At 67.8% G+C, this 13,198-nt stretch carries 12 protein-coding genes and 3 pseudogenes; 6 read left to right on the top strand and 9 right to left on the bottom strand.

What is annotated here, in order from left to right; all coding sequences use genetic code 11:
• Nucleotides 1–402: 402 nt before the first annotated feature.
• Both IE318_RS43210 and IE318_RS43205 read left to right on the top strand, forming a co-directional pair.
• Nucleotides 403–1,728, top strand: coding sequence for an MFS transporter (locus IE318_RS43210; protein ID WP_229904181.1), 1,326 nt, complete (start codon nucleotides 403–405; stop codon nucleotides 1,726–1,728).
• Complete coding sequence (locus IE318_RS43205; RefSeq protein ID WP_189908316.1) at nucleotides 1,728–2,666, top strand: polysaccharide deacetylase family protein; 939 nt, start codon at nucleotides 1,728–1,730, stop codon at nucleotides 2,664–2,666. Before IE318_RS43210 ends, IE318_RS43205 begins: the two co-directional genes overlap by 1 nt.
• An 8-nt stretch (nucleotides 2,667–2,674) precedes the next feature.
• On the opposite strand, the gene IE318_RS43200 is transcribed toward IE318_RS43205, so the two are convergent.
• Nucleotides 2,675–3,508: an IclR family transcriptional regulator gene (locus IE318_RS43200; protein WP_229904180.1), complete on the bottom strand. Its 834-nt coding sequence runs from the start codon at nucleotides 3,506–3,508 to the stop codon at nucleotides 2,675–2,677.
• A gap of 98 nt (nucleotides 3,509–3,606) precedes the next feature.
• Here IE318_RS43200 and IE318_RS43195 point away from each other — a divergent pair, with 98 nt between their 5' ends.
• The 3 genes from IE318_RS43195 (at nucleotide 3,607) to IE318_RS43185 (ending at nucleotide 7,281) form a co-directional block, all read left to right on the top strand.
• A complete protein-coding gene (locus IE318_RS43195; protein ID WP_189908314.1) occupies nucleotides 3,607–4,761 on the top strand; it encodes a CapA family protein in 1,155 nt (384 codons plus the stop codon).
• Between the two features lie 151 nt (nucleotides 4,762–4,912).
• Nucleotides 4,913–6,121: a dipeptidase gene (locus tag IE318_RS43190; protein ID WP_189908313.1), complete on the top strand. Its 1,209-nt coding sequence runs from the start codon at nucleotides 4,913–4,915 to the stop codon at nucleotides 6,119–6,121.
• A complete protein-coding gene (locus tag IE318_RS43185; RefSeq protein WP_189908312.1) occupies nucleotides 6,118–7,281 on the top strand; it encodes a M20 family metallopeptidase in 1,164 nt (387 codons plus the stop codon). Before IE318_RS43190 ends, IE318_RS43185 begins: the two co-directional genes overlap by 4 nt.
• Nucleotides 7,282–7,597: 316 nt before the next feature.
• On the opposite strand, the pseudogene IE318_RS43180 reads toward IE318_RS43185, so the two are convergent.
• The 6 genes and pseudogenes from IE318_RS43180 to IE318_RS46805 all read right to left on the bottom strand — a co-directional run.
• Nucleotides 7,598–8,063: pseudogene (locus tag IE318_RS43180) on the bottom strand (RidA family protein).
• A gap of 150 nt (nucleotides 8,064–8,213) precedes the next feature.
• Nucleotides 8,214–9,116 (bottom strand): NAD(P)-dependent oxidoreductase, encoded by a 903-nt coding sequence (locus IE318_RS43175; protein ID WP_189908311.1) that lies wholly within the window; start codon nucleotides 9,114–9,116, stop codon nucleotides 8,214–8,216.
• Between the two features lie 183 nt (nucleotides 9,117–9,299).
• Entirely contained in the window at nucleotides 9,300–9,722 is a 423-nt protein-coding gene (locus IE318_RS43170) for a carboxymuconolactone decarboxylase family protein (RefSeq protein WP_189908310.1), read from the bottom strand.
• Nucleotides 9,723–9,859: 137 nt separating this feature from the next.
• The gene (locus tag IE318_RS43165) at nucleotides 9,860–10,240 is read right to left on the bottom strand and encodes an enoyl-CoA hydratase-related protein (protein WP_229904179.1); all 381 of its coding nucleotides are present in this window, start codon (nucleotides 10,238–10,240) and stop codon (nucleotides 9,860–9,862) included.
• A gap of 26 nt (nucleotides 10,241–10,266) precedes the next feature.
• Entirely contained in the window at nucleotides 10,267–10,794 is a 528-nt protein-coding gene (locus IE318_RS45930; RefSeq protein ID WP_229904182.1) for a nitrilase-related carbon-nitrogen hydrolase, read from the bottom strand.
• Nucleotides 10,795–10,812: 18 nt separating this feature from the next.
• Nucleotides 10,813–11,153 (bottom strand): annotated as a pseudogene (locus IE318_RS46805) (nitrilase-related carbon-nitrogen hydrolase); the annotation flags it as partial.
• An 81-nt stretch (nucleotides 11,154–11,234) separates the two neighbouring features.
• Here IE318_RS46805 and IE318_RS43155 point away from each other — a divergent pair.
• Nucleotides 11,235–12,175 (top strand): annotated as a pseudogene (locus IE318_RS43155) (LysR family transcriptional regulator).
• 34 nt (nucleotides 12,176–12,209) lie between these two features.
• Here the strand turns inward: IE318_RS43155 and IE318_RS43150 are convergent.
• Nucleotides 12,210–12,869, bottom strand: coding sequence for an SDR family NAD(P)-dependent oxidoreductase (locus tag IE318_RS43150; RefSeq protein WP_189908308.1), 660 nt, complete (start codon nucleotides 12,867–12,869; stop codon nucleotides 12,210–12,212).
• Nucleotides 12,866–13,198 (bottom strand): Rossmann-fold NAD(P)-binding domain-containing protein (locus tag IE318_RS43145; protein ID WP_506005426.1); only part of this gene is annotated, 333 nt, incomplete at its 5' end. The genes IE318_RS43150 and IE318_RS43145, both read right to left, overlap by 4 nt.

Here is a 13,198-nt window from a genome sequence, read left to right as displayed (position 1 = left end):
AGCGGGGTCATCTCCAGGCCCGCGAACTCTGTGCTGGACACAGCTGGACTCACTTTCTCCGTCGTGCGTATGCCGGTCATACGGATGGTTGACAGCAACGTACCGTAGTACGATACTCCGTGCCAACCTGCGGTCCGGCAAGCGACAGAAGAGGCCCCACACAGAGCCGGACGTGGATCCGTTGCGGTGGGGCGGCATGACGCGGTGGTGGGCCCGACACGCGACACGAGGTGACACCGGAACCCCTCTCGGCAAGGCCGCCGGCCGACGAGTTCTCGTGCCCTTTCGGCGGAGCAGCGTGTGCGACCCGCTCGGACACCTCTGCACCGCGTCTGCGCATCAATCGGTCTCGTCCCGGCTTGACGGAACTCTTTCCCTCACTCCGCTTTCGAAGGAGAAGTCGTGTCAGCAGAAGAGCACGCCGTCGCGATCGGACGCGCCGACAGTCACATCCCACCGACCAGGACGACCCTCGGACAGAAGAAGGCGATCTGCGCCGGCTCGCTCGGCAACGCGGTCGAGTACGTGGACTGGGGAATCTATGCGTCCCTGGCTCCGGTCTTCGCGAGCCAGTTCTTCCCCAAGGGCAATCCCACCACTGCCTTCCTGTCCACGCTGGCGATCTTCGCCGTGGGATTCTTCATGCGTCCGCTCGGCGGCCTCATCCTGGGCGCCTACGCCGACCGGTACGGCCGCAAGAAGGCCTTGACCCTGACCATCAGCCTGATGTCGATCGGTGGTCTGGCCATCGCGGTGTCCCCGACCTACGAACAGATCGGCGTGTTCTCGCCGCTGCTGCTGCTGGTTGCCCGGCTGGTGCAGGCGTTCTCCGCCGGCGGCGAGTGGCCGAGCTCCGTGTCGTACATCGTCGAGAGCGCGGCGCCCGGGCGGCGGGCGTTCGCCGGGTCGTTCCAACAGGTGTCGACGGCGGGCGGGATCCTGCTCGCTTCGCTGCTCGGGCTTGCCGTGACCTCGGTTCTGAACGACGAGCAGATGCATGTGTTCGGATGGCGGATCGCCTTCGCGGTCGCTGCCGCCCTGGGGCTGGTGGTCCTGTGGCTGCGCCTCCGTACGGACGAGAGCCGGCACTTCGACGACGCAGAGCTGACCGGCACGTCGCACAAGCCGGTCACGGCGCTGTTCGCCGAGCACAAACTGAGCATGCTCCGGGTCGTCGGGATCACGGTTCCGGGCACGATCATCTACTACCTGTGGATCACCAACATGCCGGGCTATGCCAATACGACGACCGGCCTCGACCTGGACAAGGCGCTCGTGGCGAATTCCCTCGCGGTCGTCCTGTTCATGGTGCTGCTTCCGCTGGGCGGAATCATGTCGGACCGCCTCGGCAGGCGCTCCACCTTCATGGCCTTCCTGATCGGTTTCGCGCTGTACGCCTGGCCCGCCTACCGCATGCTCGACGGCGGCGGCTTCTGGACGCTGCTGCTGGTCGAAATCGTCGGAATGGTCCTGCTCGTCGGCAACTCCGCGAATGTGGCCGCCATCTACGCCGAACTCTTCCCGACCTCGGTGCGCACGACCGGGACCGGGCTTCCCTATGCGACGGCCGTCGCGCTGTTCGGCGGCACCGCACCGTACTTCACCACCTGGCTGGCCAGCATCGGGCACCAGGACAAGATCTGGATCTACATCGTCGTCTCGGCACTGATCGGCATGGTCACGATCATGACGATGCCCGACGGCGCGAAGAAGGGAACCCTGAACTAATGGGTTCAAAGCAGGGAGTATCGACCGAACTTGAGCCGTGGCAGTGGGACGAGGCCGTATGGCGGGGTCACGCCGAGCGCGTCCGTGCGGGGCGTGATCTGACGCCACGAGTGTGGCCGGGCGGCGCTCGTATAGCCGTGGCGCTCTCCTTCGATCCCGACCACGAGACGCTCTCGCTCCGCGAGGGGGAGACCTCGCCCGGCGCGATGGGCAGGGGCGAGTTCGGGTCGCGCGTGGGATCCCGCCGGATTCTCCAGCTCCTCGACAAGCACCAGATCCCGGCCACCTTCTTCGTTCCCGCGGTGTCCGCATTGCTGCACCCGCAGGAGACCAAGGACTACGCGGCAGCGGGCCATGAAATCGGTGCGCACGGCTGGATCCACGAGCGGAACGCGCTGCTGAGCGCGGAGGACGAGCTCGAGCTCACCCGCCGCAGTGTGGATGTTCTGGAAAAGCTCGTCGGTCAGCGGCCGGTCGGCATCAGGACACCGAGTGCCGACTTTTCCGACTCGACCCTGGAGATCCTGCAAGACCTCGGGTTCAGATACGACTCGTCGCTCATGGCCGACGACATGCCCTACGAGATCCTTTCGAACGGACAGCCCACGGGGCTCGTGGAAGTGCCCATGGAGTGGATCCGCGACGACGCGCCCTACTTCATGATGACGCGGTTCGGCCCCTACCGGCCCTACACCCCACCCCGCGCCTGGGTCGAGATCATGAAGGACGAGTTCGACTCAGCCTATGCCGACGGGGCGCTCTTCCAGCTGGTCTGCCATCCGCACATCATCGGCCATCGTTCGCGGATGCACGCGCTGCGCGACCTGGTCGAGCACATGAAGGCGCACGAGAACGTGTGGTACGCCACGCACGGTGAAATCGCCGACTACGTGTGGCGCAATGCCGGCCGGGACACGGAGAACGGCGTCCGGCAGTAGGAGGGCGGTCAGGCGGACGAGATCAGCTTGCTGATCTCGTCCGCGGCTGCGACGACCAGCTGTGCCAGGCTCTCTTCCTGCGTGCTGTCGTAGCGCATCTGCGGGACGGCGAGCGTGAGTCCCGCCATGGGGCGTCCGGCCGAGTCGGTGATGGCTGCGGCGATCGAGGCGACGTGCGGACGGAACCACCCGGACACATTGAGGGCGTACCCGCGCCTGGCGGTCCGCTTGATCTCCTCGCGGAGTTCGTCGGAACTCGGCACGGGGGCCTGGGCGAACTCCGTGAGCTCATGCTTGAGCAGCTCGTCCACATCGGCAGGCTCAAGGCGTGACATGATCGCAACGCCCGCCGAAGTGGCCCGAAGGGGCACACGTGTGCCGACCTCGAGGAACACGCGGACCACTTGCTTGCTGTCTTCCGTCGCGACGATGACGTAGTCCTCCCCGTCGCGCAGGCCGAGCTGGACCGTCTCGTCGGTCTCCGCGGCGAGGCGTTTGATGACGGGCGCCGCCAGATCCCGGAGGTCTTGCTCACCGGCCCCTCGTAGCCCGATGGCGAGAGCCTTCATCGTCACGCCCCACCGCGCCTGCTCGCGGTCGACGACCCTCAGCCAGCCGGCCTGCTGAAGCGTGACGAGGCACCGCTGAACGGAACTCTTGGGAATCTGCGTGGCGCGCGCCAGTTCCGAGACGCCGATCGGCTGTCGCACGGCGACTTCTTCGAGGACGCGAAGCGTGCTGAGGACGCTGTTCATCGACCGAATGCCGCTGGTCGGCTTGTCCTGCTCAGTCACATTTCCCCCGCCTTTCCGTTCTCCGGTGTTACCGAGCGTATCACCCACGGCACCGCCATCTCGCATCGCGGCACAGACCCTTGTCGTGGTGGCCTGTTGGTATTACATTGCGGCACAGCGTATCGGATAGCGGAACGAGGCTTGGTATGGACCTGACCATTGTGGGCGATGTCGTCGTATCGGGGCTGCCGCGGCGTCCGACGGTGGAGCCTGCCAGCCCGGGTGATTCGGCGTTCGGGCTTCTGAAGGCCGGCGATCTGACGATCGGCAACCTGGAAGTGCCGTTCACGGAATCCGGGGAGCGTGCCGAGAAGCTGGTGACGATGCGGGCGCCGACGTCAGGGGCGGCAGAACTGGCGGACCTTGGGTTCGATCTCGTGTCGCTGGCCATGAACCACGCCATGGACTACGGAGCCGACGGCATGCGCGACACGGTCCGTGCGCTGGACGCAGCGGGAGTCCTGCATGGCGGATTCGGTGAGTCGGTCGCCGAGGCGACCCGTCCCCGAGTGGTGTCCGTCGGTGAGAGCACGCTCGCCTTCTTCAGTTTCTGCTCAGCCCTTCCGCTGGGCTACAACGCCTCCGCGGACCGGGCGGGAATTGGTGCGATCCGGGTGCGTCAGAAGTTCGAGTTCGACAGCACCTTCCTGGACGAGACACCCGGCACACCCCCCTTCGTGCACTCCGAGGCACATGAGCCGGATGTGCGGGCAGCCGAAGCCCTGATCCGTGAGGCCAAGAAGCACAACGACGTCGTCGCCGTCGCGCTGCACTGGGGCGTGCCCTTCTGCTACCTGCCGGATGTACAGGGACCCCTGGCGCAGTACCAGCGGCCACTGGCCCGGCGGTTGATCGACGCAGGGGCGGACCTCATCATCGGGAGCCACCCCCACTGCCTCCACCCCGTGGAGTTCTACAAGAACGGGCTGATTCTGTACTCGACGGGAAACTTCGTCTTCGACTGGTGCGACGGATGGAGCCCGGACTCGATGGTCGCCCAGGAGGACGCTCACCCCGCCCCGCCCTACCAGGCCGCACTGCTGAAAGGCCCGTGGTACGAGAGTGCGGTCTTCCACGTGCAGCTGGACGGGAGCGCGAGACCCGAGCTGTGCGTCGAGCCCATCGAGCTCGACCCGGACAGCCAACCGGTCATCCCACGGCCCGAGAAGGCACGATCGATCCTCGCCGGGCTCGCGGAGGCGTCAAGGGAGCTGGACCCGCTCCTCACGGTGGACGCCGACGGCTCTGTGCGGCACCAGGGAGCGCCGAACGGCATGCCACGGCGCGAGGTGACGGCGTAATCCGATGCACGCACGCTCACCGGACGCTGTCGAGTGAGCCGCAACACCGTCAGCCATTGTGCCGTCCGGCAGATACTGCGCTCCTGTGCGGCACGATGGCCGGAATCAGCCGTCTCGCGCCTTATGCGCATCCTGAGAAGGGTCGCTTCCGATGCCCAGTCCTGTCGCCAGGCCGTCCGACTACGAGTCGTTCCCCTACGCGGAGCGCGGGGTCGATTTCCCGGCCGTCGAACTGTCGGCCCCGAGCTACCGGCGGAGCACCTATGCCGCGACGCTGGACGAGGAGCAGGCGGCGCGGGTCGAGCGGCTGCTGGCGGAGAACGTGATCATCAGCTTTCACGATCACCCGCAGCTGCTCCCGGCGGACCCGGCCGAGACGTTCGCCTACCTGCGTACCAAGCACGAGTTCACGGCGTTCGCCGAGCTGCGCGGGGCCGGCTTGACGGCTGTCTTCGACAACCTGTTCGGTGCCCTCGGGGCCACGACGCCATCGGGATGGAAGTGGGACGACCTGACCACGACGCTCGGCATGCGTCTCGCGGACCTGGCCCATCAGGACGGTGTCGTGGTGGCCCGGACGGTCAGGGACATCATCGATGCCAAGCGTGACGGTCACATCGCGTTCGTCATGGGTACCGAATCCGCCGGAGCCATCGAGAACGAACTCGACCGCATCGACGTTCTCTACGGATTCGGAACTCGCCAGATGGGCTTGGTCTACGCCGATTCCAACGCACTGGGGAGCGGACAGAAGGAACCACGTGACGCGGGTCTGACCACGTTCGGTCGCCGGGCAGTGGAGCGCATGAACGCGCTTGGCATCCTCATCGACGTCTCCCACGCCAGTGACCGGACCTCTTTGGACGCGATCGAGGCGTCGTCCAAGCCGATCGCCATCACCCACGCAGGCGCCCGCGCGGTCTGGCCCACCCCACGGATGAAGCCCGACGACGTACTCAAGGCATGTGCCGAGCGCGGGGGAGTCCTCGGTATCGAGGCGGCCCCCCACACCACGGTCTCCCACGACCACACGACGCACACGATCGAGTCCGTGATGGATCACTTCGAGTACGCCGTCGAGCTGATGGGGATCGAGCACGTCGCCTTCGGGCCGGACGGGTTCTACGGCGACCACGTGGGCTTCCACCACGCAACAGGCGCGAACCTGGGCCTCGCGGCCATGACGAACGCCGGGGACCTGAAGTACGACCGGGTTGCTCACGTCGACGGGATGGAGAACCCGAGCGAGAACTTCCGCAACGTCGCCGGGTGGCTGGTGGAGCACGGCTACAGCGACAGCGACATCGAGGCCGTCCTGGGCGGCAACATCCTTCGACTGCTGAAAGAGGTATGGCGATGACGGACATCACCGAGCGCATCAAGCGCGCATTCGACAAGAACCTGAACCTGGTCACGGACCTCTCGCACAGGATCCACGCCCATCCTGAACTGGCCTTCGAGGAGCACGAGACGTCCGAGTCGATCATCACGGTCCTCGAGGACAGCGGCGGCTTCACGGTGGAGAAGGGCGTGGCCGATCTGCCGACGGCCTTCGTGGCGTCGGCGGGCTCCGGGGAGCTGGCGTTCGGCCTCTGCGCGGAGATGGACGCACTCCCCGACATCGGTCACGGCTGCGGACACAACGTCATTGCCGCAGCCGCCGTGGGCGCCGCGCTGGCGCTGGCCCCGTTCGCCGACGAGCTGGGGCTGACGGTGCAGGTCTTCGGCACCCCGGCCGAGGAGAAGGGGACCGGCAAGGAAATCATGGTGAACCGTGGCGTCTTCGACGGGACACACGCGGCCATGATGGTCCATCCGCAGCTCAAGGACGTGGTCACCCCGCACCTGCGTGCCTCGCGGTCCTGGCGGGTTACCTACACCGGTCGCGGAGGGCACGCGTCGCGGCCGTGGAGCGCGCTCAACGCCGCCGATGCGACCGTGCTCGCCCAGACCGCCATCGGACTGCTGCGACAGCAGCTGCGCGACGGCATCAGGGTGCACCACGTCGTGAGGGAGGCCGGGTCGGCCGTCAATGTCATCGCCGACCACGCCGTGGTCGACTGTATGATCCGCTGCGACACAATCGCCGAAGTCGACGAGGTGTGGGAGCGGGTGCGGCGGTGCTTCGACGCCGGAGCCGTCGCCACCGGAACCAGCGTGGAGTACAACCTGCTGCCCTCCATCTACCGCGAGTTCCGCCACGACCAGGACTTGGCCCCCCTGTTCGAGAAGAACGCCCGGGCCATCGGCCGGACCTTCCCGGACTACCCGGACGGCAAGATGTTCGGTTCGACCGACATGGGGAACGTCTCGCTGCGAATCCCCGCGCTGCACCCCATGCTCTCGTTCGCCGGCCTCCCGCCGGAGGACGGGAACCACACCGCCGCGTTCGCGGCGGCCGCCGGCGGCCCGGAAGGCGACCGGTTCGTTCGCGACGCTGGCCTGGCCATGGCGCTCACGATCGCGGACGCCGCGCAATCGGAGTCCGTTCGCGCCCGCCTGCTGCGGAAGTCCTCCTGACGAGTGTCCTCGGGGCGGCCGTCACCCTGGTCCGACGGCCCCTCCCCGGTGGACTGCAGGCGTCAGCGCCACCGAGCCGGCGACCCGGGCCGCCGGCATCGCGCTCGTATGCCGGGGAACACGACCGCGATCGGGCGCGGCGGGGCGGAGGGCGTCGATGGATGCCTGCCCGGTCGACTGCGCGCAGTGGTGGGTGCCGAGGCGTCCGCGGAACAGCGGACGACCACTGCGCGCGATCGCGGCCATCGCCGTCGGGGCAGGTTTCTTCATGAGGCGGGCCGGACGGCGGCGACGAGCCCGACGTTCCGGCGGTACCTCAGTGCGTGAGTTCGACTTGGAGCTCGAGCTCGACCGGAGCGTCCAGTGGAAGGACCGCAACGCCTACGGCGCTACGGGCGTGAACGCCTCGGTCGGCGAGGAAGTCGCCGAGCAGCTTGCTCGCGCCGTTGACGACCCCCGGCTGGCCGGTGAAGTCGGGGGCGGAGGCCACGTACCCGACGACCTTGACGATCCGATGGATGCGGTCCAGGTCTTCGACCAGTGACTTCACGGCGGCCAGCGCGTTCAGCACACAGGCGCGGGCCAGGAGCTTCGCCTGTTCGGGGGAGACCTCGGCTCCCACGTTGCCGGTCAGGGGAAGCCGACCATCGACCAGAGGGAGCTGGCCGGAGGTATGGATGTGGTTTTCCCGTCCGTACGGCTGGTACATAGGCGGTGAGTGGGGTGGCGACAGGGGGCAGGACGAACCCCAGTCCCTCTATCCGCTTCTCGACAATGCCCACATCTGCACCTTTCTTGACCGCTTCTCACGGGGCGGGACGTACGCCGCAGGTCGTCGGACGGCAGAGCGCGCTGTCGGCCGCGGGGGAATGGACGTCCACGACCACGGGGTTCAGGCTGGGTCGGTCGGGCTCGTCCGGTGGGTGGCACGGTCACCCGGTCAGGGTGACGCCTGTGATCTTGGCCAGGTAGCGGGCGATCTCGGACTGGTCCGGGTTCCCCTCGCCGAGGTCGGCGAGGGCCGCCTGGCAGAACCGGACGCAGGCCTGCGACACCTCCGGGGACAGGCCCAGTGACGTCGACAGGTCGAGGGCGGTGGTGATGTCCTTGACGGTCAACGGCAGCGAGAACCCGACCTGGAACCGCCCGTCGAGCACCTCCGGCCCGAGCTTGACCTCGGTCGACTGGTTGCGTCCGGTGGACCGGTTGATGACGTCGAGCATGGTCCGGGGATCCAGGCCGAACTTGGCTCCCGTGGTGAGCACCTCGAGCGCCCCGACCAGGCCGATGGCCGACAGCAGGTTGTTCAGTGCCTTCAAGGCGTGTGCGGATCCGGCCGGGCCGACGTGCGTCACCGATGTGCCCATCGCGCGCAGCAGGGGAAGGACCCTCTCGTAGTCGTCGGCCGGCCCACCCGCCATGATTGTCAGTTCGGCCGTCGCCGCCTTGCGCGGGCCGCCGGAGACCGGCGCGTCGACCATCCCCACCTCACGCTCCCGGAGCCGCCGGGCCAGCTCCTGAGTGGCTCTGGGAGCCGACGAGCCCATGTCGACGACCAGAGCGCCCGGACGCAGGCGATCGGCGAAGCTCTCGGGGTCCAGCGGATCGCCGAGCACACGCTCGACGATCGTGCTGTTGGGCAGCATGAGGATCACGACGTCGGCGCCGGCCCCGTCGACGGGACTTGCCAATGCCGTCACACCGTCGTTCCGGGCGGCCGCGGCGATCGCGTCGGAGTTGGCGTCGTAGACCGCTACTGGCACGGATCGCGCGAGGTTGCGGACCATGGGCTGTCCCATCGTGCCCAAGCCGATGAAGGTGACGGTGTCCGTCATGTCTGTCCTGCTTTCCTTGTCGGTCCCGGGCGGCCCGGATACCGGGCCGCCCGGAGCTCTCTGAGTGACCCACCGCCGGTGGGGAGTCACGACGCGGTCGCTGCCGGAGCACGGAGTCTGCAAGGTGTCTTCGAGGGGCCGGGTTCGGCGTGGCGAGCGACGCGGGCAACAGGGTCCCGGACGTCAGGCGCCGGCGCCCGACCCTCCGTGGAAAGCCTCCACGGTCGGTTCCAGGCCGTCGGCGCCGACGACCTCACGCCAGGCGTCGAAGCCGGTCTGGAAGGCCACGATGCCGGCCTCGGGCAGACTGATCTCGATTGCTTCGAGGATCTCCCGTGGGGTGACCCCCAGGTCGAGAGCGACCTTGATGTGACTCTGGATGTGCCCCTTGGAGGCGCGCATCACCGTGAGGCTCACGATGAAGATGAGCTCCTTGGTCCGGCGGTCCAGCGTCCGCTGGTCGAGATACGCGGCGCCCACGAGGTCATTGGCAGCCTGCAGTACGGGGAAGTCATGCTTGGCCATCACCTTGTGGTAGTCGAGGACATATCCCCGCCTGCGCGCCATCTCGTCGATGTACTCCTGCGGACCCTGAACGGTGGTCATGCGTACTCCTTTGGTCGGTACATCGAGAGTACTGTATTACCGTAATACGATATGCGCCAGAGTGCTCGAGTACTGGCTCCTCCGGCTGCTCCGGCGTCACCGCCAAGGTTGTTGCGGGGGTGCGGTGGCTGGGGGGTTCAGTGGTCTTGGTTGGGTGTGTCCCAGTCTTCGGGGAGGTCCCAGATGTCGGAGGTGACGGTGAAGCCGGCGGGGTCGATGTAGGAGCCGTTGTCGGTGGCGCGCTTGTGGGCGTGGTTGAGGGCGTGGAGGCTGAAGGCGGTCTGGACGGCGTTCCATTGGCCTTGGATGTCCAGGGTCTGGTTGACGGCCTTCTTGGCCAGCTTCAGTCCGAAGGTGGGGCGGGCGGCGATGCGTTCGGCGAGGGCCAGTGCGGCGGGTTCCAGTTCGGTGCGGGGGACGACGCGGCTGACCATGCCGAGGTCCTTGGCTTCTGAGGCGGTGAGGATCTCGCCGGTGAAGACGAGTTCCTTGGTGCGGCGGGCGCCGAGTTCGTTCAAGGAGGGGATGCTCACGGGCTGCGCATTCATGGGCGGCGTCCAAGGAAGCCGGGTTGCCTCTGAGAGAGGATGGGCATGTCGGTCGTATCGTCGGGCGTGGCACGCGACGAGGTGAACGTGGTGGGCAGGTCGGCCGAGAGAGATGCGCTCGGACTGTCGTTGGTCTGTACGGCGCGGCGGACCGTGGTGTCCACGTGGAGGCGGAAGATGTCGGGCCGCGCGTAGTGGCCGACGGCGTCGAAGTCGTAGCGGGCGCGTGGGATCTGTCCCATGTCGAGGTCCGCGGTCAGCAGGACCTCCTGATCCAGGACGGGCCCGGCCAGCACTTCGCCCAGCGGGCCGATGATGCTGCTGCCACCTCGGGAGACGAGGTGCTCGGGGTCGTCGCCGTACGGCGTGCGGTGGTCCGGGGGGAAGTCCCTCGTGCGCAGGCACTGGTTCGCCGACAGCACGAAGCATCTGCCTTCCATGGCGATATGGCGCATGGTCGCGTGGTGGCTTTCCCTGCTGTCCGCCGTCGGCGCACAGTACAGTTCGATGCCTTGGGCATACATGGCCATCCGCGGTGGGTGCCGGCATCGGCCGCCAGTTCGCCCAGGCGGTCCGTGACAGGGCCGGGCACCTCCACGGCGCCGTTCCAATACCGTGCGAACTCGTCTCGTCCGGCAGCGGTGCGGTCGCCCACCACTGCCCCGAACGCCGATCCCTTAGGGTACCCGCCGATGAATGCCTCGGGAAACACCACGAGATCCAGGTTCTTCTCGACAGCCTCGGACAGCCACCGTTCCACAACACCCACCGTGGCCACCGGATCGAAGGGAACCGGGGCGGCCTGCACTACGCCCGCCCGAACGACTCTCGCCTGGCCGGGACCTGTGTCCGGGCTGTTGTCAGTGCTGTCGTCACTGGTCATGCCTGTACGCTGCACTGCTTCCAACCCTGAAGCCAAGGGCGAGTTACTTCAACGATCCTGAAGCGTCTCTACACTCAGGGGATGAATGAACGGCAGTTGCAGATCTTGCGGGAGCTCGGCGAGCTGGGAAGCGTCACCGCGACCGCCGAGGCGCTGCTGATGACTCCCTCGGCGATCTCCCAACAGCTGCGGCTGCTGCAACGCTCGATCCGCATCCCTCTTACCGAACGTGACGGACGGCGGCTGGTGCTCACCGATGCCGGGCAGGCCCTGGCCGGTGCGGCGATCGAGGTGGAGACCGCGCTGGCCAGGGCACGGCAAACCATTGAGGAGTTCGTCGACCAGCCGGACGCACTTGTGTCGGTTACGGCTTTCCACAGCGCGGCCGCCTCGTTCTTCCCCTTGCTGCTCGCCCAGGCCGGCCTGGACGCCCGCAGCTTTCGCTCGCCGACGAGGACGTCGCGCAAGACCATTTCCCGCGACTGACCCGGGACTACGACCTCGTACTCGCCCACCGTCTCGACCAGGCGCCACCGTGGCCGACCACGGTCACCGCCCGCACGCTGCTGCGTGAACCGCTCGATGTCGCCCTGCCGGCCGACCACCCCTTGGCCGCCGAACGACGCCTCACCCCACGAGACGTCGCGGATCAACCCTGGATCGCCGTCACCGACGGCTTTCCGCTGATGGCCACCATCGAGGCCATCGCGATCGCTGCGAACCGACGGCTCGACATCGTCCACCGCATCGACGAATTCGCGGTGGCCGCGGAAGTCGTGGCCGCCGGAGGCGGGCTGGCCCTGATGCCCCGCTGGACCACCCGTCCGCTCTCCGCACTGGTCCTCAGACCGCTCTGCGGCGTGCACGCCCGTCGCCATGTCGATGTGCTCCACCGCCCTGAACGTGCCGCACAGCGAGCCGTACGGATGGTGCTCACCGAACTGCACCGTGCGGCCGCAACGATCCAGAGCCGCGACACCGACTCGGGTTCATTACCACGACACGCAGGAACACCTGGCTGATACGCGTCGTGTCCCGCCGACCTGACATGAGGTGTCAGCGCAGGATGAGCAATGGCTGGGCCCGTTCGGTATGGAGCTTCCACAATTCCTCGGCCACGTCGTCCGGTTCGTGTCGTGAGCCGGGGCCGATGGGGCCGACGACGGTCGCCTGTGCGGCGTGCACACCCTGGTCGGCGAGGGTGTCGTGGAGCATGCGCACGTAGGCCGATTCGGCCGCGTAGGCGATCCCCGACACCGCGCGGTCGCGATGCGGCTCGACGGCGGCGCCGCCGGTGGTGAACAGCAGGGTGCCGCGTCGCCGGCGGCGCATGTCCGGCACGACCGTGCGGACGGCCGCGGCGGCGGCGACAACGTTCAGCGCCAGTGCGCTCTCGATGTCCTGCGGCCCGGTGTCGAGCACGGGTTTGATCCACTCGAGACTCGGCCGCGGGCTGAACAGGACCACCTCAATCGGACCGAGCCGCTCGCGCAGCGCGCCGAGCGCCGAGGCGAGCGCCTGCTCGTCGGTGACGTCCGCGGCTTCGACCGCCGCCGTCAGCCCCTCGGCGGTCAGGCCGGCGGCCATCGTCTCCAGGCGTTCGGTGCTGCGTGCGATCAGCCCGACCGGATGTCCCTCGCGGCCGAACCGGCGGGCGGCCGCGGCGCCCAGACCGGGCCCGGCACCGATGACGACGAATGCGTCCGGGCTGCTCACACCTGCTCCAGGTCCACGCTCTTGGTCAGTGCCTCGTTGGCATCGATCTCGTCTCGAAGCCGGTCCAGGCGGGCGCGTGCTCCGCCGAGCGCGTCGGAGCCGAGCAGCAGCCGCAGGGGTGGTGTGTCGGCGTCCACGACCGCGGCGATGGCGGCGGCGGCCCGTACCGGGTCGCCGGGCTGGTGCCCGGACACCGCCAGCGTGGCGTCACGGCGCTTGCCCGCGGTCTGCTCGTAGTCGTCCAGGCGCGTGGGGGACTGCTGCATCGACGCCCCGGCCCACTGGGTGCGCAGTCCGCCGGGCTCCGCGATGGTCACCGTGACGCCGAG

The sequence above is a fragment of the Streptomyces spiralis genome (assembly GCF_014654675.1).
In the GTDB taxonomy this organism is placed as follows: Bacteria; Actinomycetota; Actinomycetes; order Streptomycetales; family Streptomycetaceae; genus Streptomyces; species Streptomyces spiralis.
This window is presented reverse-complemented; position numbering and strand designations above follow the sequence as displayed.